General features: G+C 61.2%; 16 protein-coding genes. 11 read left to right on the top strand and 5 right to left on the bottom strand.

Annotated features, from left to right (window positions below):
- The first annotated feature begins 33 nt into the window (after positions 1-33).
- The 7 genes from AB0P14_RS04200 (at position 34) to AB0P14_RS04230 (ending at position 7,516) form a co-directional block, all read left to right on the top strand.
- Positions 34-1,125 (top strand): ABC transporter permease, encoded by a 1,092-nt coding sequence (locus tag AB0P14_RS04200; protein ID WP_363838244.1) that lies wholly within the window; start codon positions 34-36, stop codon positions 1,123-1,125.
- 3 nt (positions 1,126-1,128) lie between these two features.
- Positions 1,129-2,079, top strand: a complete 951-nt coding sequence (locus AB0P14_RS04205; RefSeq protein WP_363838247.1) for an ABC transporter permease — start codon at positions 1,129-1,131, stop codon at positions 2,077-2,079.
- Positions 2,076-3,785, top strand: coding sequence for an ABC transporter ATP-binding protein (locus tag AB0P14_RS04210; protein ID WP_363838250.1), 1,710 nt, complete (start codon positions 2,076-2,078; stop codon positions 3,783-3,785). The genes AB0P14_RS04205 and AB0P14_RS04210 overlap by 4 nt, the downstream gene beginning before the upstream one ends.
- 101 nt (positions 3,786-3,886) lie before the next feature.
- The gene (locus AB0P14_RS04215) at positions 3,887-4,372 is read left to right on the top strand and encodes a chorismate mutase (protein WP_363838252.1); all 486 of its coding nucleotides are present in this window, start codon (positions 3,887-3,889) and stop codon (positions 4,370-4,372) included.
- Positions 4,369-5,529: a hypothetical protein gene (locus AB0P14_RS04220; RefSeq protein WP_363838255.1), complete on the top strand. Its 1,161-nt coding sequence runs from the start codon at positions 4,369-4,371 to the stop codon at positions 5,527-5,529. The genes AB0P14_RS04215 and AB0P14_RS04220 overlap by 4 nt, the downstream gene beginning before the upstream one ends.
- 77 nt (positions 5,530-5,606) lie before the next feature.
- A complete protein-coding gene (locus AB0P14_RS04225; RefSeq protein WP_363838257.1) occupies positions 5,607-6,554 on the top strand; it encodes an SGNH/GDSL hydrolase family protein in 948 nt (315 codons plus the stop codon).
- 140 nt (positions 6,555-6,694) lie between these two features.
- On the top strand, positions 6,695-7,516 hold the full coding sequence (locus AB0P14_RS04230) for a hypothetical protein (RefSeq protein WP_363838260.1): 822 nt from the start codon (positions 6,695-6,697) through the stop codon (positions 7,514-7,516).
- A 79-nt stretch (positions 7,517-7,595) separates the two neighbouring features.
- Here the strand turns inward: AB0P14_RS04230 and AB0P14_RS04235 are convergent, their stop codons facing one another.
- From AB0P14_RS04235 to AB0P14_RS04255, 5 genes are read right to left on the bottom strand one after another with little or no spacing between them, the layout of a single operon-like run.
- Entirely contained in the window at positions 7,596-8,888 is a 1,293-nt protein-coding gene (locus AB0P14_RS04235; protein ID WP_363838262.1) for a DUF58 domain-containing protein, read from the bottom strand.
- 15 nt (positions 8,889-8,903) lie between these two features.
- The gene (locus AB0P14_RS04240; RefSeq protein WP_363838264.1) at positions 8,904-10,016 is read right to left on the bottom strand and encodes a MoxR family ATPase; all 1,113 of its coding nucleotides are present in this window, start codon (positions 10,014-10,016) and stop codon (positions 8,904-8,906) included.
- Positions 10,013-11,299, bottom strand: a complete 1,287-nt coding sequence (locus AB0P14_RS04245) for a DUF4350 domain-containing protein (protein WP_363838267.1) — start codon at positions 11,297-11,299, stop codon at positions 10,013-10,015. Before AB0P14_RS04245 ends, AB0P14_RS04240 begins: the two co-directional genes overlap by 4 nt.
- A 29-nt stretch (positions 11,300-11,328) precedes the next feature.
- A complete protein-coding gene (locus AB0P14_RS04250) occupies positions 11,329-12,003 on the bottom strand; it encodes a DUF4129 domain-containing protein (RefSeq protein WP_363838270.1) in 675 nt (224 codons plus the stop codon).
- Between the two features lie 15 nt (positions 12,004-12,018).
- Positions 12,019-13,110 carry a glycerophosphoryl diester phosphodiesterase membrane domain-containing protein gene (locus AB0P14_RS04255; RefSeq protein WP_363838272.1) on the bottom strand — a complete coding sequence of 364 codons (1,092 nt, stop codon included), beginning with the start codon at positions 13,108-13,110 and terminating at the stop codon, positions 12,019-12,021.
- A 198-nt stretch (positions 13,111-13,308) separates the two neighbouring features.
- On the opposite strand from AB0P14_RS04255, the gene AB0P14_RS04260 reads away from it, so the two are divergent.
- The 4 genes from AB0P14_RS04260 to AB0P14_RS04275 all read left to right on the top strand — a co-directional run bounded on the left by AB0P14_RS04260 (position 13,309) and on the right by AB0P14_RS04275 (position 18,359).
- Positions 13,309-13,623, top strand: a complete 315-nt coding sequence (locus tag AB0P14_RS04260) for a hypothetical protein (RefSeq protein ID WP_363838274.1) — start codon at positions 13,309-13,311, stop codon at positions 13,621-13,623.
- Positions 13,624-13,859: 236 nt separating this feature from the next.
- Entirely contained in the window at positions 13,860-14,534 is a 675-nt protein-coding gene (gene mtrA, locus AB0P14_RS04265; protein WP_062286912.1) for an MtrAB system response regulator MtrA, read from the top strand.
- 34 nt (positions 14,535-14,568) lie between these two features.
- Complete coding sequence (gene mtrB, locus AB0P14_RS04270; protein WP_363838279.1) at positions 14,569-16,578, top strand: MtrAB system histidine kinase MtrB; 2,010 nt, start codon at positions 14,569-14,571, stop codon at positions 16,576-16,578.
- A complete protein-coding gene (locus AB0P14_RS04275) occupies positions 16,578-18,359 on the top strand; it encodes an LpqB family beta-propeller domain-containing protein (RefSeq protein ID WP_363838282.1) in 1,782 nt (593 codons plus the stop codon). The genes mtrB and AB0P14_RS04275 overlap by 1 nt, the downstream gene beginning before the upstream one ends.
- Positions 18,360-18,955: the final 596 nt, after the last annotated feature.

Below are 18,955 nucleotides of genomic sequence, written 5' to 3' on the forward strand. Positions count from 1 at the left end.
GCTTTTGCCCAGCATCAAAAGAAACAGGCGCACATGACCGCAATGATTGACCTGCCGGTGGAGGAACCCGCACTGCAGGCCCCCAAGAGTAAAAAGAAAGCGGGCGGTAGCCTAGGCAAATACCTGGCCATCCGCTTTGTTCTGATCTTCCCCACTATCTTCATCCTCGTCTCCATGGTGTTCTTCCTCATGAGACTCACAGGTGATCCCATCACGGCAGCCCTCGGTGGCCGCCTCCCCGCGGAGCAGCTGGCAATTCGTATCCACGAGGCCGGCTATGACAGGCCCCTTCTCGTCCAATACGTCGAGTACTTGGGCCAGATCGCTACTGGTAACTTTGGCCGCACCATCTCCGATAACCTGCTGATCTCGGACATGCTCGCCACCTATGGCACGGCAACACTGGAATTGGCCATCAACGCACTCGTCGTGGCTCTGCTGATCGGCATCCCGTTGGGGATGCTCGCCGCCTACAAGCGCGACAAGTGGCAGGACGCCATCTCCCGCGTTGCAGCCATCGCCTTTTACGCCACCCCGGTGTTCTTCGCAGGCCTGATCTTGAAGCTCGTCTTCTCGATCTGGCTCGGCTGGTTCCCGGTAGCGGGCCGCGGCAACACCAGCACGGAAATTTTTATGGCCCAGCTGGAAGCGCCTTCGGGCATTTACTGGCTCGATGCCCTGCGCAGCGGCAACATGACCGTGTTTTGGGATGTTGTCCAGCACGCCGTCCTGCCCGCCGTGGCCCTCGGTCTGCTCACCGCCGGCATCTTCTTGCGACTGGTACGCACCAATATGATCGGCACCCTGAGCCGCGACTACGTTGAGGCCGGACGTTCCCGCGGTGTCAGCGAATTCCGGCTCATCACCAAGCACGCCTACAAGCCTGCGCTGATCCCGATCATCACCGTCATGGGGCTGCAAATCGCACTCCTTTTGGGCGGCGCAGTCCTGACCGAGACCACCTTCGAATGGAAGGGACTCGGCTTCCAACTGGCCCAATACCTCACCGCGCGCGACTTCGTAGCAGTCCAAGGAATCGTTGTGCTACTGGCCGTTATCGTGGCCGTCACCAACTTCATCGTGGATGTCATCGCCGCGCTGATCGACCCGAGGGTGAGGTACTAGGCCATGGAGACCAAAAAGTCGCTCTTCAGCCGTTTGCCCGTCATCTCCCAGCTCAAAAAGAGTATGGGACTCCAGCGTGGCATGCTCGTCGCGGGCATTGTCCTGACGCTCATCTTCCTATTGACGGCCGCGTTGGCGCCGTTGATTTCCCCCTACGGCCCCACCCAGCGATTCGACGCAACTCAGGCACCGCCGTCGTCCACTCACCTGTGGGGTACGACGGCGGGAGGTTACGATGTTTTGTCCCGCACCATTTGGGGGGCCCAGACCGCGGTCTTCGTGATCGTGATTGCTGTTGCGCTGTCCATTTTCATTGGCGTGATTTTGGGCCTGCTCTCCGGTTACCTGGGCGGCTGGCTTGACCGGATTTTGGTGGTGGTGGCTGATGCTATTTACGCGTTCCCCACACTGCTGCTGGCCATGGTCATGTCGATTGCGCTCACACAGGGAAGCTCGGACATGTGGGCGGGGATTTTTGCCGCCGCCATCTCCATCACCGTCGTGTTCATCCCGCAGTACTTCCGTGTGATCCGTGCTGAGACCATCCGGCTCAAGGCCGAACCGTTTGTGGAATCCGCCATTGTGGTGGGCGCCTCCACCGTGCGGATCATGGCTCGGCACATTTTCAAGAACGCCACCCGGACGCTGCCGCTGATTTTCACGCTGAATGCCTCCGAGGCCATTCTGACGTTGGCCGGGCTGGGCTTCTTGGGCTTCGGTATTGAGCCCTCTTCGGCTGCAGAATGGGGCTACGACCTCAACCACGCGCAGTCGGACGCTACCGCCGGTATTTGGTGGACAGGTGTGTTCCCCGGTGCTGCGATTGTGCTGACGGTGCTCGGCTTGACCCTGCTCGGTGAGTCCATGAACGATCTCAACGACCCTCGTCTGCGTGGACGTAAGAAGACGAAAAAGAACGCAGCCACGAAGCAAGAGGAGTTGGTGGAAGCATGAGTCGCTCCACAGAAAATGCACCCCACGGTGAAGAGTCGCCGCGGTCCGTGTTGGACATTTCCGATCTCAAGGTCACTTTTGCCACGGATCAGGGCGATGTTCCGGCCGTCAAGGACGTCTCGTTCACCGTGGCACCGGGTGAAATTGTTGCCATCGTGGGGGAGTCCGGATCGGGCAAGACCGTCACGGCTAAGACCATCTTGGGTCTGCTGCCGGAGACTGCCCAGAGCAGCGGCGCCGTGATCATCACGGGTAACGACGTGTTGAGTGTCAGCGCCCAGGAGATGCGTCAGATTCGTGGCCGGGATGTGGCCATGGTGTTCCAGGAACCATCCACGGCACTGAACCCCGTGTACACGGTGGGCTGGCAGATTGCCGAGGGCCTGCGTGCCCACCGTCCTGAGGGAAAGCGTGTGGGCAAGAAGGAAGCTCGCAAGCTGGCCATCGAGGCTTTGGCCAAGGTGGGTATTCCGGAGCCGGAGAAGCGGGTTGACTACTACCCGCACCAGTTCTCCGGAGGTCAGAAGCAGCGCGTGGTGATCGCCGCAGCGCTGGCCCTGAACCCGGGCCTGATCGTGGCCGATGAGCCCACCACGGCACTCGATGTGACGGTACAGGCGGAGATTCTTGAGTTGTTGCGGGATCTACGCGATCGCTACGGCACCTCCATTGTGCTGATCACCCACAACATGGGTGTGGTGGCAGACCTCGCCGACCGCGTGGTGGTCATGTTCCAGGGCGACGTCGTAGAGGAAGCCAGCTCGGCCGTGCTCTTTGACGCACCCAAGCAGGACTACACGAAGGCGTTGCTGGCCGCTGTGCCGCACCTGGGCCGCAACTCGGCGTCGGAAGGTTTCACGGAGCGGGCCTTCCAAGACAAGGAAGTGCTGGTCCGTGCCTCGGATCTGGAAATTGAGTACCCGGGCCGCTTGGGCAGCCCCGCGTTCAGGGCCGTGGACAAGGTCTCCTTCACCATCAGCGCTGGCGAAGTGTTCGGCTTGGTGGGCGAGTCCGGTTCGGGCAAGACCACCATTGGCCGTGCCATTGCCGGGTTGAACCGCACCACGGGCGGTTCGCTGAACGTGCTTGGCTACGAGATGCTCAATTACAAGGAGCGCTCGTTCCGGCCCCTGCGCAAGGACATCGGCTTTGTCTTCCAGGACCCGGCCGCATCCTTCAACCCGTACCTGAGCATTGGCGAATGTGTGGCCGAGCCGTTGCTCATCCACACCGATCTCTCCGGCCAGGCCGTCACCAAGCGGGTTGGCGAATTGCTGGAATCGGTGCAGTTGCCGGCAGCCTATGCCAAGCGTTTCCCGCATGAGCTCTCCGGTGGGCAGCGTCAGCGTGCCTCGCTGGCTCGTGGGCTGGCGCTCAAGCCCAAACTGCTGATCGCGGATGAGCCCACCTCGGCGCTGGATGTTTCCGTCCAGGCCAAGGTGTTGGAACTGTTCCGTGAAATCCAGGCAGAGATGGGCTTCGCGGCGCTCTTCATTAGTCACGATCTTGCCGTAGTGGACATTCTGGCCGAGTGGGTCGGCGTCCTCTACAAAGGCAAAATGGTGGAGCAGGGAATTGGAAATCAGGTCATGGGCAATCCGCAGGCCGATTACACCAAGCGCCTGATCGCCTCGCTGCCCGTGCCCAACCCCGCGGAGCAGGCCAAACGCCGCGCCGCCCATCAGGCATTGTTGGCGGCAAAGTAATGTAGCTCGGCGCAGCGGAAGCGCCGCTGAGGTGCACGCGTGGGCGGTGCCCGGCATGGACAGTGTTTTTGTCCCCGCCGGGCACCGCCTAAACTGTTTTCATGACCGAATCGAGCCACGCAGAGCACTTGTCCGTCGAAGATTTTGACCCGACCGCCAGTTCCCTGAGCGGAGCCGTGGACCCGGCCATCATGGCGGAGCTGCTGTCCATCCGCTCCAGCATCGACAACTTCGATGCCACCCTGGTCTACCTGCTGGCCGAACGCTTTAAGGCCACCCAGCGCGTGGGCATTCTCAAGGCCAAGCACCAGCTTCCTGCGGGCGATCCGGGCCGGGAGAAGGCCCAGATCCAACGCCTGCGCGCCCTCGCCGAGTCTGCCCATCTGGATCCCGCTTTCGCCGAGAAGTTCCTGAATTTCATTATCAGCGAGGTCATCCACCACCATCAGGCCATCTCCCAAAGCCACTCCGCAGCAGCCGCCACCGGGGGTGTTCCGGTGGTCAGCCAGGACGGTCTGGGGTTTGTGGCAGATACGCAGCCGCAGACTGCCGCCAAGACGGACGACGCCGGCACGCAGCTTCCGTGAATCCCTCACCTGAGCACACTCCTAGTCCCGTAGCGGAACCGGTCAGTGCGTTTGTTGACACTGCCACTGCAACGGCTTTGGGCTCGTGGCCCGGTACCGACCCGGTTGAGGCCGCCAAGGTTTCACTCGGTATTTTCCCTAGCCCGAACCTGCCGTTTCTGCCGCAGCTTCCGAGCCGCGGCGTGGGCTCGGACAGCATTGGCCGCACGGCCGCGCTACTGACCGAACTACCGGTAGACGTCCAGCCCTACGGTTGGCGCTTTGTGGATAGGCCCGGTCTGGATTTTCTGCGCGCGGAATCGGCGCTGTCCACCGACATCAACGTCCTCGCCGATGTGGTGGGTGCCGGCGAACTCTCACCGTCAGCGTTCAAGGTTCAGTCGGTGGGGCCGTTTTCCTTGGCTGCTTCCATTCATCTGCATTACGGTGAACGGGCCGTGCGCGATCACGGTGCTCGGCGAGACATTGCGCAGTCCTTGGCAGCGGGACTACACGCCCACGCGCTCAAGGTCCAGAGCGCTATTCCAGGTGCTGCGCTGACCTTGCAAATTGATGAGCCGCACATTGCTGCTGTCCTCGCCGGGAGCATTCCCACATCTTCGGGCTACCGGACGCTGCGGGCCATTCCGCGCTCAGAATTGCGCCATATCTGGAGTGATCTGGTGGCGGCGGCACGTGACGCTGGTTTCAGCCAGGTCGCTCTCAATCTGGCCCCCGCGGAGAAGGCACTGGCTGAAAAGGCTTCTGCCGAGGGGATGCCAGGAGATAACGGCAACAGTACGCACGCGGCCGAGGCCACCTCGTGGCGGCAAGCTCTAGAAATCGCACTGGAATCCGGTGTCGATGCCGTGGCCGTGCCCCTCAATATGCTCGATGGCGGGCACTGGGAAACGCTGGCAGGCGCCCTCGAATCCGGCATGGGAGTGTGGGCTGGGACGGTGCCAGCCAGCTCAGGCCAGGTGCCGGCGTCGTACTCTGCCTTGGTGGAGCGGATCATGCGGCCGTGGCGGAAGCTGGGGCTGGCTGAATCGGGGCTGAATCAGCTGCGTATTACGGAGGAATCCGGTCTTGCACAGCTCACTCCGCGGGAGGCGCGGGCGGTGCTGAGTAGGTCGTTGGATGTGGCTCAAGCGCTCGGTGACATCCGCAACGCCTAAGTGACGCGTTGCATTCGCCGGGGCTCCGGTTTCGCGCCGGAGTGTCGGGCGTAATGTTTACATCAACGGCGCCAATCGTGGGGGAGAATTGGGCCATGGCCGGGGGACGAATACTCAGATGGGCGCGCCAAGGCGCCGGTGTGCTGCTGGTGGCCGCCATGGTGCTGCTGGGACTGGGGTCAGGCGCAGTTGTCCCCACGGGGGAGACTGACAGGGCCGCAGCGAGTGACCCCGTCCCTACAGAATTACCGAGCTACCCGCCGCTTCCTTTGAACTATCCCGAACGCAATACCGTGCCCGACGGCGGCCGAGCCTCAGCCCCGCCGGCCCAGAATGAAGTCGCCACGGTGTGGGATTTACCGTCAGGTACTTTGGTCCTCAACCCTGCCTCGGGCCGGCGCGAAATACTCAATCCGGAGGTGTGGCGCACGGCTGTGCTGATTGGGGACTCGCAATCCTCCGGGGCTGTGGGCGTCTCATCAGCGCAAACGTGGGTGGTGCGCGGGCTCGCCGAGCGCGGCTACACGGTGGACTTTGTGGGTGCCGGCGGCACCGGTTTCACGGCTGCTTCTGGGCGCAGGGGTAACTATCTTGACGCATTGGACAGCGGCCAAATGCTCCTTCCCTACGGAAACCCCGCGCTGGTGGTGGTGCAAGGCGGTGGCAACGACGCTGCCAGGGGCGCCAGCGACGCCCAGATCCTGGCCAGTGCAACGGGACTGTTGCGCGAACTGCAGGCCAGCTATCCGCGGGCAAAATTCCTGTTCATCGGCACACTGGCCCGCGGCGGGAAGGACGGCGGCCGGCGCACTCATGTGGATACGCTGCTGGCCGGTTTCGCCAAACGCAACGGCGTCCCGTTTATTAGCACCGGTGATTGGATCACCCGCTACGGCGTCGGAAACAAGATGGCCGACGCCGTCCACCTCACCGAGGGCGGGCACGGGACTTTGTCCAAAGTTCTTGCGGCTCGGCTGAAAGCCATGAAACTGCAAGGGCCTACGCTGGGTAACGCGCGGGGCTGATTAATGCTCTGGGTAGCCTTCCCGGCTCTCATTATTGAAAATAGTGATCAAGATTGTCCCAACGGCATAGGCAGCGGACCTGTTTATGATCGCCGACAGCCGAAATTAGGGTCAGAGACCTCTGTTGTGAAAGGTTTTGAATGAATTTTACGGATTGGTTGCAAGCGATTGCGGCGTCAGTGGCCGCGCTGGCAACGGTAATTGCCCTCTGGGTGGGTGTCGCTACTTACAGGGGCGAGTCTAAGAGTCGCGTCCAGGCGACAAAGTCATTGATCCTGAGAAACCAACAGGAGCTTGAAAAATCAGCCAACTCGACGAGTGTTTGGATTGAAGGTGCGCATACGCCAATAGCGTTCAGGACTATGGGAGGTGGAAGCGAGAATATAGGGGATGTGCCGAAAGGGTGGATAAAACAGACCATCAATGATGGATCGTTGTCAACCACGGTCCTGTATTTGGATGAGGACATTTTATTGCAGATTGCGAACGATGGTGATCTCCCTGTACGCATTCAAAAGGTCTCCATCGAGTGGCGCATCTACTACCGGCCGAAGTGGAACATGGCTGAAAACCAGTTGAGATCACCTATAGTTGCCCGTGATAATTCTTTCGGCATTGACTTAGCATTTAACCCTGAAGAGCCTGTGTCAGCCGTCATTCATACGTCAAATTGGTCAAAATTTACGCATACGAAGCATGACGGCATGAGGATGTGGGAAGCGGATTCGGACTATTATGAACCCTTTCGTCCGGGCGATACAGTTTCCTATAATCTGGACAGCGATCGAAGTTTCTGCATAAGCCTTATTGGCAGTGGGGATCCGAGATACTCCAATCTTTCAATCATGTCAATTGTTGCTCGTGTAACGAGTATTGACCTGATTGACTCGACTGGACGTAAGTGGGTGAAGGGCGTAGATAAAGTCAACGTTGAGGTCCCCTTTGATTCCGGGCAAATCTAATTCAGAATATTTGTGCCGACTGCGACGGCAATGATGCTTCTCACCGTAAATCCTATGTGGCTGAGAACACCCAAATTGGCTAGAGCCGGCCAGCGGCCTTGAGTTTGATGTACAGATCGGCCAGTTTCGGGGGCAGTTCTTGAGGTGCTGCGTCGACCACTTCCACCCCGGCCTGTTGGAGATAGGCCGTGATGGCTTCGCGCCGGTTGAGCGCGTGTTCGGCCGCTGCCGCGCGGTAGGCCAAGGTGCTGGTTGAGCGTTCTAGCCGGGCCCGCTCCAGATCTGGATCGCGGACGGCAGCCACCACCACCAAATGTTTTTGGGAGAGCGTGGTGACCAATGGAATCAGTCCCTCTTCAGCGGCCCCGGCGTCCAGCGAGGTCACCAACACCACCAAGGCACGGTGAGCTGTGACATCCCGGACCTGCCCAGCAATTCCCTGGGCATTGAACTCAATCAGTTCCGGTTCCAGTGGGGCCAGACCCTGCACCATGGCATTGAGCATATTGCCCTTGCCGGTGGAGGAAACCTTGGCCCGCACCCGGCGATCGTAGGCCACCAGGCTGACCCGGTCCCCGCCACGTTCGGCCAAAACAGCCAACAAGAGAGACGCTTCGATCCCGGTGTCGAGGGCCGTTTCATCGTCAATTCGGGTGGCTGAGGTGCGGGAGGTGTCCAAGACGATGACCACGCGGCGGTCGCGCTCGGGTCGCCAGGTGCGCACCACCACGTCTTGGCGGCGGGCCGTGGCACGCCAGTCAATGGAACGGACATCATCGCCACGGACGTAGTCGCGCAGTGAATCGAATTCTGTACCGGCTCCACGGATTTGTACAGCGGCCTTGCCGTCGAGCTCGCGCAGCTTGCGAAGTTTGGAGGGTAGGTGCCGTTTGGAGTGGAACGGCGGTAACACCCGCAATACGCCCGGAGCCATGATGGTGTGTTGCCGGGCGGCCATCCCCAGCGGCCCAAAGGAGCGGATGGTGAGGTGATGGGTCGCCAGATCGCCGCGCCGGGACGGCAGCAGCTCAACACTCATAGCAGCCCGTTCACCGGCTCGGATCCGGAGCTGTTGCAGGGCATTTCCGGCACCGGCCGAGGGCTGCCAACCGTCCTTCACTTGAGCGTTCAACGCCGTGGTGGAGTTATTGGAAAGCCGCACCACAGCCGTCGCCGGTTCGCCCAGCCGGACCCCGGAAGGGATGGTGCGGCGGACAGAAACCTTCCGTGGCGAGGCTGCAAAGACCAGATCCACCACCAATAACAGGAGGAGCACCGAGACAGCCACTACCCAGGTCACTAGCCCCGGGAAAAGGACAATCGGAATCAGGGCGGCCAATGCCACCCAGAAAAACCTGCCCGAAATAGCCATGGTTCTACGCCCGGATCAGCGCGGAACCGGAACGGTGGCCAGAATGGAGAGCAGGATGCCATCCACGGCAACGCCATCCATCTCGGCTTCCGGGCGGAGCGCCACACGGTGGCGGAGAGTAGGCAAGGCGAGCGCCTTGATATCGTCCGGGGTCACAAAGGTGCGGCCCGACAACCAGGCATACGCCCGGGCGGACTTCAGAATGGCAGTAGCACCACGCGGTGAGACACCCAACTGGAACGACGGCGCCGTGCGGGTAGCGCGGACCAGATCCACCACATAGGCGAGGATTTCCCCGGCCACATTGACTTGGGCAACTTCTTCGCGGGCCTGGGCCAGTTCTGTTGCTCCGGCCACGGCTCGCACACCAGCTGCGTGCAGATCCTGAGGGTCAAAGCCCAAGCTGTGCCGGCGAATCACCTCGATCTCATCGTCACGGCCGGGCAGATCCATGGTGAGTTTGAGCAGGAAACGGTCCAATTGAGCCTCGGGCAGCGGGTATGTGCCCTCATACTCGACCGGGTTTTGGGTGGCGGCCACCATGAACGGGGCCGGTAGTTTGCGTGAGACGCCGTCCACGGAAACCTGGTGCTCTTCCATGGCTTCCAACAAGGAGGCCTGGGTCTTGGGAGGTGTCCGGTTGATTTCATCAGCCAGCAGGATGTTGGTGAAAACAGGGCCTTCACGGAAGGTGAAAGCGGAGGTGCTGGCATCATAAATCAAGGAACCAGTCACATCGCCTGGCATCAAGTCAGGCGTAAATTGCACCCTCTTGGTGTCCAAACTCAGCGCAGTAGACAGCGCCCTGACCAACAGGGTCTTGGCAACACCGGGCACGCCTTCAAGCAGTACATGGCCGCCCGCGAGCAGAGCGATAAGAAGCCCGGTCACGGTGTCGTCCTGGCCCACAACGGCCTTTGCCACCTCGGACCGGACCGCCAGCAACGCCTGCGCCGAGGCACTCGGCGCGGCCTGCAGCTGCTGGGGGACTTGTTGCGGTGCCTGCGCCGGTGGCTCGTACTGGCCCGGCTGTTGGTACTGCTGTCCCTGGTACTGCGGCGCGGGGGAGCCGGGGTAGCCAGGCTGCGGGTAGGATTCCGGGTTCGTCTCCGGGTGGGGCATGGTCATCGACGGGCCACTTCTTCCTCTAGTGCCGCAAGATCGGCGGCGATTCTCAACATGTCTTTTTCAGTCGTGGGGGCCTCGCCCAGCAAAATGGCATGAACCTGCGCGCTGGAGCGAGAACTTGCCCCGGCAACAGCTTCGACAACGGCGGACGGATCAGCCGCGTGCCCCAATCGAAGGGTGCGCGCCAGCCGGGTCAGCGAGGCATGCCGGAGCGTTCGGGTGGCAGTATCCACGGCCCGGGCATCCTGATAAAGCCGTGCCCGGCCAGCCATGGTTTCGGAGGCCTTCACAATGACCGGCAGCGGCTCGGTCACCAATGGGCCGTTCCTGCGCCCGCGCCACAGCACACCCACCAGGGCCACCAGCATCAGCCACGCTGAGGCTGGGAACATCCACGCCGGGGTCAGTTCGGCCAGACCAGGCGGGTTTTGCGCCGGCGGGATGTCACTGACAGAGGAGGTGTACCAGAGCAGATTGGGTTTGCTGCCCAATAGCCTAAACGTCAGCGCAGCATTCCCGGCCTGGGCCAGATTGTGGTTATTGACGACGCCGGAATACCCCAATGCGGTGATGTCACCGGCGCTGTTGCTCGCCAAGAGTCCACCCGAAGAGGTGCCTGCTTTTCCTTCGGGGCTGAAGCACGTCTGCGCACCCTTGAACAACATCAGCGGACCCTTGGCGGGTCCCGCATCCAGTGCTGGGTCGGGAGCGCCGCCGCTGATGGAGCCAGCGGCCGCGGCATCTGGATGATCGCACTGGGCAGCTACTTGCTGACTGCCGGCGGTGGTGCCGGCCGAGCTGACTTCGGGGCTGAGGCTTTTTACAGTGAGCGGCCCGGGCGTGATCGCCAGCAGCTTGGCACCGTTTTCCGCCACGGCGGCGGCAAGCTCCGAAACCTGAGCAGGACTGAGAATGTTCCTCGGATCATAAAACAGCACTGTGCTGCTGCCGTAGGGGTTGTGGGCCAGCGCATCGGTGGTCTCGGCCAGTGACTTGATGGCGGTGACATCCACGCCTTGGTTTTCTAGGACCGATGCTGCGGCCTGGGCGCCGGCCGGGGCCGGGTTGTTAATGGCCAGGGCGTCAATGCTGCGATTGCCTGAATCATTGAGCAGAAAGGCAAGCAGCGACAACAGTACAAACACTGCCGCGCCGATGATCCAGAACCGATACTTCCGCCACCGGGCGGCCAAACGCTGGCCAAAGCTGGTGCCGTCGGCGTGAAATACCTGTTCGCCAGTGCCATCGGGCGCAACGGCTGTCTCAGGCGAGTCCGTGCTCACAGGGGCTGGGGTAGGGGAGGTAGGCATGGTCACAGGGACACCGCCGTGAAATCATCGGCATACACCGGTGAGCTTCGTACCACGGCCGTGTCCGTGGCTACCAGCTCTTCGTACATGGACTGGGTGGGCGGGACTTTTCCGTAGCGGACAGCGTTGAAAAGCTCCGCCGCGTGGCGGATATCGGAACTGGCGCTGGGGAAAGCCAGCTCCAGTTCCCTGGCAATTTCCACGGCTGTGCGCCCGAGTGTCCTGGCGGTGACATCGCGCTCTTCACCGGCCCGGGCCAGTGCCCGGAACTGTTCGTTGATAGCGGTGTGCCAGTCGCCGGCCTGTGCGGCAGCCTTGGCAAGTTTGCGGTGCTGTTCGGCCGACAACGTCATATCAGGGGCAAAAACCGCTTTGTCTACGGCCCTTCTGCGGTTCAGCCGCGGCCTGACGATCAAGATGATGACCACTACGGCAACCACCACCAGCCCAATGACAACGCCTAGCCCAATGTTTCCATCTGCCGATCCCATGTTTCCCAAGAGCTCCGACAGGGCCCGGCCCAACAGGTCCAAGATCTGCCGCGCCAGGCCGGGCTTGGCATCTTGATAGGCCTGCTTGGCCAGTTCTTCAGCCGCCCAACGGCGCGCCTCATCGGCCCCCGGGACAACGGGGACCTCGAGGTAGCGCAGGGCGGGCAACACCAGTGAAGAGACCATGGGGCAAGGCTGCTATCAGTAGGCGCTGGGAGGTTGCGGGCTGCCCGGCGTATAGGGGCCCGGCACCAAGTCTGCGCGAGCAGAGGAGCCGGGGATCCCGCCGTCGTCCTTGCCGCTTTCGGACTCCTTGAGCAAGGTGAGGTCGAAACCGTCGCGGCGCATCCGCAAGTCAACATAGATCAAGGACATGACGCCGGTCTGGAACGCGAGGGTGACAGCACCCACCAATGCGCCGATGGCACTTGAAATGATTTGAGCGATGATGGTTTGGGTGAGCGCCTGTTCAGGGGTGGACTCGATGCTCATCATGCCCATGATCATGCCCACGATGAAGCTCACAGGTGTCGTGATCACCCCGGTAATGACAGCGGCGATGATCGCGGCCAGCAGGTACGTTCCAAAGGTCCGCCACCAATTGCGCTTGGTGAGTTGCCAGGAACGTTTGATGGCTGCAAAAGCGCCAATGTTATCCACCACGATCGCCGCCGGAGCCACGAGCAGTTTGGTGCCGATCCAGAGGCCTACGGCCAGGAACGGCAGGCTCAGCAGCAGGGACAGGCCAACGCCTGCCAGCGCCGCTGAATCCGAGTCCATGGAGCCCAGACTCAGGACCAGTAATACGACCACAGCAATGTACACAAAGACCGCGATCAGGGCGGCCACGGCATACAGCACCGCGAGTAGGAGGAGGCTGCCAATACGTGGCTTCGTCAGTTGCCACATTTGGCCAAAAGTTGTTTTGCGGTTGAGTACGGACCGCACCACGGGAACCACTAGGGCGCCTTGTAGGACCATTTGTAGCAGTGTGGAGATGAAAACCGTCACCACAATGGCAACGGTGAATCCGAGGATGCTGCCAAGGAAGGCGTCGGTATCGGTGGCGTTGTTGCCATCGATGAGCATAGTGCCGTCCAGGAGCCCGACCATGAACTGGCCCAAGGTCAAAAACATGACCAGAAGAGTGGCGGCCACCGTGATCAGTTGGAAGATCAGAGCGGAGCCGAACATGGCCTTGCCGTTGCGTCGGGCGGCTTGGAAAGCGCCGTCGAGGATTTCACCCAGACCCAGAGGGCGCAACGGGATGACGCCAGGCTTCGGAGGTGCCATGTAGTTGTTGTAGCCGGTCTGGGGCTGGCCTGGATACTGCGGCTGACCGGGGTACTGCGGCTGACCGGGGTACTGAGGGGCCTGCTGCTGTCCGTACTGACCCCACTGAGGTTGCTGCGGCTGCTGAGGCTGCTGAGCATACTGACCCCACTGGGGTTGCTGAGGCTGAGCCGGCTGGGCCGGAGGTTGCTGGCCGTATTGACCCCACTGAGGTTGCTGGGGCTGGGCCGGTTGGACCGGAGGCTGTTGCCCGTATTGACCCCATTGGGCTTGAGCTGGCTGCTGCGGCTGGGCCGCAGGCTGCTGCGGAGGCAATGGCGGTTGACCTTGCCAACCCTGCCCCTGCCAGTCCGGCTGACCCTGACCCGGCTGACCCGGCCCCTGCCAGTCCTGCTGGCCCTGACCCTGCTGGCCCGGCTGCCCCTGCTGCTCGCCATGACCCGACTGCCCCTGCTGCTCGCCGTGACCCGGCTGATTCGGGTCCTGTGGTTCCTGCGTCATGATGCTCCCTGAAAGTTCCCCCGTGAAAAACGTGTACGGCAGCAACAACGGCCAGATACCCCGCAACGGAAGCCACCAAGTAGCGTCAAAATCCGCGGCGGACCCATGCTGTTGCTGCGTCCATCATCAAACCCTATCGGGAAGATGCACCTTTTCCCTGTGAACAAGCCGGGCATTGCGGAAACTATTGGGAGCGCCTGTGGAGCGTCGATAGGGACATTGTGCGGGTTATAGGCAAATATAGAGGTATGAAGGCACGTATTTTAGTTGTTGACGATGACGAAGCACTGGCCGAGATGATTGGTATTGTGCTGCGCAATGACGGGTTTGACCCGGTATTCTGTGCGGACGGCGCCAAAGCCTTGGAGACATTCCAGTCCAGCAAGCCCGATCTGGTCCTGCTGGATTTGATGCTGCCCGGAATTGACGGCATTGAAATCTGCCGCCTGATCCGTGCTGAATCCGATGTACCCATTGTGATGCTGACAGCCAAGTCCGACACCTCTGATGTGGTGCGTGGGCTGGAATCCGGAGCCGACGATTACGTGGCCAAGCCGTTCAAGCCCGCCGAGCTGGTGGCCCGGGTCCGTGCCCGCCTGCGTCCCGGTGACGTCAAGGCCCCCGAAACTCTTGTCATTGGCGAGATCAGCATTGACGTCGCTGGCCATGCCGTTCGCCGCGCCGGTGAGCGCATTTCGCTGACCCCGTTGGAGTTCGATCTCCTGGTGGCGCTGGCCCGCAAACCCTGGCAGGTCTTCTCCCGCGAGCTGTTGCTGGAGCAGGTGTGGGGCTACCGCCACGCCGCCGACACCCGCCTGGTCAACGTCCACGTCCAGCGTCTGCGCTCCAAGATTGAACGTGATCCCGAGGCCCCGGAAGTGGTTCTCACGGTTCGCGGCGTCGGCTACAAGGCCGGGCAGTAAGCGCTGATTATCATGTGCGGCGGGTGAGCCCAGAATGAGTGCAGATCAAGACCAGCACGACGCCGGACACGCACCTTCGGGGGCCACTCCGGCTGCCGCTGTGCCCACTGGAGAAACCGTGCCTACTGGAGAAACGGTGCCCACCACAGATGATGTGACCACCTCAGGCGTTAGGGATACTGCGGGCGATCTGGACGATTCAAAAACTGGTTTTTGGCGCGCTCTCCTCGCCCAGGCGGCCCGCATATTCTTTGCGGTTGGCAGGGCTGCGGCTCGGCTGTTCGCTTGGATTCGGGCTGCGTGGATGCGCCGCTGGCGCACCTCCTTGCAGTTCCGCACAGTTGTCACCACCTTGCTGATTGCCTCCGTAGCAGTGGTAGGTGTTGGTGGCTACCTAGCAGGACAGATTTCCAACGGGCTATTCAAGGAACGGTTGGCCCAGGCTCAACAGGATTCGGCTCGTGGCGCTACCCAAGTGCAGGAGAGCTTTTCTAACGCCAGCTTGAGCGATCAGCCGCGCATGTCTACCTTTGTGGGGGACACCCTGCGCCTGCTGGAACTCGGCGGCGCCGATGACACCCGCAAGTACCTGATGGTCAAGATCCCTGGCCAGAACAGCCGGTTGGCTGTGAGCTCCTCGGACTCCGGCGGTGTCACCACAGCCATCATTCCGGACGAGCTGCGCCAAGCAGTTCAAGCAGATCCCGATAGCCAGTTTTGGCAGTCCATCGCACTGCCCACCGGCGAATCCGGATTCAGCCCTGCCGTAGTGGTGGGCAGCCAAGTGGAGCTGCTGCGAACCAACTACGAGCTCTACATGATCTATGACTTGAACACCGCCCAAGTGACGCTGAACTACATCCAGTCAGTGTTGTGGGTGGCTGGCGGAATCTTGCTCGTGCTCATTGGCGCCATTGCCTGGTATGTCACCCGGACAGTGGTCAAGCCTGTCAGTGAAGCCGCTGCCGTCTCGGAAAAGTTGGCGGCCGGCGAACTCGAAGAACGCATGGAAGTCAGCGGTGAGGATGAGATGGCCAGATTGGCCACGTCCTTTAACAAGATGGCCACTTCGTTGCAGGACCAGATCACGGCGCTGGGCACGCTCTCGGAGATGCAACAGCGATTCGTTTCGGACGTCTCCCATGAACTCCGCACACCTCTGACGACTGTGCGGATGGCCGCCGAGGTCCTCTACGATGCCCGCGAAAACTTTGACCCCATCAACAAGCGGTCCTCGGAGCTGCTCTTTCACCAGGTTGAACGCTTCGAGCTTTTGCTCGCGGATCTCTTGGAAATCTCCCGCTTTGACGCGGGTGTGGCAGATCTTGACGCGGAACAGTTGGATATCTTCTCCGTCATCCATTCGGTGATTGACGGGGCCATGCCCGTGGCCGAGGCGAACAAGGCCGAGCTTTCGGTGGTGACCCGGCTGCGCAACCACAAGTGCATTGTGGAGATGGACTCGCGCCGGGTGGATAGGATTCTTCGTAACCTGGTGCTCAACGCCCTTGAGCACAGCGAAGGAAACCCAGTAAAGATTTACGTCTCGGCAGATGAGAGTGCCGTGGCGGTTGCTGTGCGTGACTATGGCATCGGCATGTCTCCCGACGCCGTCGGCCACGTCTTTGACAGGTTTTGGCGGGCCGATTCTGCTCGTGCCCGGACCACCGGTGGCAGCGGCCTGGGCCTTTCGATCGCTATGGAAGATGCCCGGCTGCACGATGGCTGGCTGGATGCTTGGGGAATCCCGGGAGAAGGATCTTGCTTCCGGTTGACCCTGCCCCGCAAGCGCGGAATAGTTCTGACTCATTCCCCGGTTCCGCTCCCTCCCGACGGCGGACAGGCCAGCAGTGCCAGCACCTTGAACACCGGACCAGTGATGACCCACACCGGATCGATAGGGGTAGTCGGTGCGCTGGGCCGCATGAAACCCGTCACCGAAATGGCTAAGAGTGCTGAACACAATAGTGACAATGGTGTGGATAAGCGCGGCCCTGAGGGCGACGATCCGGGCATGAACAGCTCTGAGAAGGTGAACCACTGATGAACCGCATGGAACAGCTGAACCGGCAGCTTCTTACCCAACGTTCAATCCAGCACCGTCCTGGCACACGCGCACAGCGGAACCGGGCCATGACGCTGTGGGCGATGGTCGTCGTCGTTCTTCTGGTGGCCACCGGGTGCTCCGCCATTCCGATGCACGGTTCTGTAGGAAAAAGTGATCCGCTGGCTCCGCGGAACAACTCCGTCAACGTCAGCTTGCAACAGTTTTCGCCCGTGGACGGGGCTGCGCCCGAGAGCATCATTCGCGGATTTATCGATTCTGGAACAGGTATTTCGGACGATTTTCAAGTTGCCCGGCAGTATCTCACCCCGGCGCTGGCTCAATCCTGGGCACCGGACAAACGCACCTTGGTGTATCAGGACACGTTCGCCGTGGCACCAGCTGCGCAAAGCGGCGTCTTTGACCTGACCTTTAACGCAGTCTCCTCCGTGGACGCCACGGGTGTGCTAACCCCTGCCAAGGCCGAATCCACGGAGATGCTGAGCATGAAGTTGGTCCAAGTGGATGGGCAGTGGCGGATCTCTGAAGTGCCCGACGGCGTGGTCATCGCGGAGGCGAACTTCCAGACGCTGTATGCGCCGGTATCACTGTTCTTCTACGACCCCACCTTTACCTACGGGGTCCCTGATGTCAGGTGGTTGGCCGGGCGGACCTCGCGTACAGCCACCTCCATTGTCAAGGCGATTTTGCAGGGACCGGCGCCGTATCTGCAAGGTGCCGTGGTTAGCGCCTTTCCTAGCGGGATGGCCCTTGACCGCGACTCAGTGCCCGTCAATAACGGTCAGGCCAAGGTTGGTTTGACGGCCCAGCAGTTGCTGGCAACGAGCATTGAGCAGCGCCAACAAATGAACGCGCAGCTACTGACAACGTTCCAGAAGAGCCTAAACACCATCACTGAGGTCCAGTTTTTGGCCGACGACAGGTCCGTAGACATGGGCGGCACCGGCGACGACGTCAGTCATATGATCGTTGACAACCCCGTTCCGCCTACTCAGATTGCGCTCGCTCAGGGCGATCTGGTCACCTTCGATGGGACCAAAATTGGTCCCATCCCAGGTGTCTCGCCGGTGGCCAATCTGGAGCCGTCGGCGCCCGCGATTTCCTATTCGGGGAAGAACTTCGCATTCCTGTCAGGTGTGGGTAACCAGATTTTTACTGTCCAAGCTAATGAGGCGCCGCTGCTGACCCTGGCGGGAGTTGCGCTCACGCCGCCCTCCTTTGCCCCTAATGGCTGGCTGTGGTCGGCTGCCGGGGATGGCTCTGGGCTGGTGATGGCCATTGACCCGGACGACGGCGGCAAGCTGGGGACACCTGTCCTGCTGACTGTTCCATGGCTGGTCGGGCAGCAAGTACACACCTTCCGGGTGTCCCGTGACGGGACAAGAGCCTTGGTGATTTCAGAGGCCAACGGGGTGAGTAAGGTCAGCATCACAGGAATTTTCAAAACAGGGGAGCTGCCCAAGGAGCTCACCGCACCCATCCGGCTGCTCCATTCTGGAACGCCGAGCCTTGGTGTGTGGGCTGGCGATTCCAGCGTGGCGGTCATGAACCCGTCAGCCACAGAACCGGTGGTCATTGAGGTCCTGGACCTCGCCGTCCCTGCAGTGCAGATGGATGAGCTCAAGGGGGTGCAGTGGCTGAGCGCTGGATCGGGAGTGCGGAACGTGCACGCCCAAACTGCTTCTGAGTTCTACACCAACGTGGGTAACTACTGGGAAGTCGACGCCAAGGAACTTCAACAGGCGTCATTCGCTGGATAGCAAGAGGATTGGTGGGCTGGCTGGATTGAGGGCTGGATAGCTGGCGATCTGGATGGTCTGCGGTTCGTGGTTGCGTCCTCCACAGCCTGAGTAGTCGTTGCCCTGTCCACAAACACCGTCCGAGGCCGGCGCGCTGCCCGGGTGTGGGTCCATGCTGGGGACATGGATGCAACAGCTCACCGGCACAGAGGCCCTGCCCGCACGTTGTGGCTGAGGATTTGGTTGTGGTGCGAGGCGGCGTGGCGAGACTTCCTCTACTTGGTGCTGCCTGCCGACTGCGTGGTGTGTGGGGCCGAAGACCAATCGTTGTGCCCCGAATGCGCTGCTGTCCTGCGCAAACAAACAGCAGCGCCGTTCCGGGCCGAACACAGTGCCGATGCGTTGATGAGTGTTGCCGGCCATCCGCTGTTGCGCGTTGTCGCGTCGGGGGAGTACCGGGACGCCCTGTCACAATCCATCTTGACGTTCAAAAACCATGGCCGAACGGAATTGGGTCCGCAGTTATCCCGCTGCCTGGCACGAGCGCTGGACACTACGGCCGCGCCACCCCCATCAACCCCACGGGCCAGTAGGCCCACTGTTCTTTTAGTTCCCAT

It is taken from the genome of Specibacter sp. NPDC078709 (genome assembly GCF_040686795.1).
GTDB lineage: Bacteria > Actinomycetota > Actinomycetes > Actinomycetales > Micrococcaceae > Specibacter.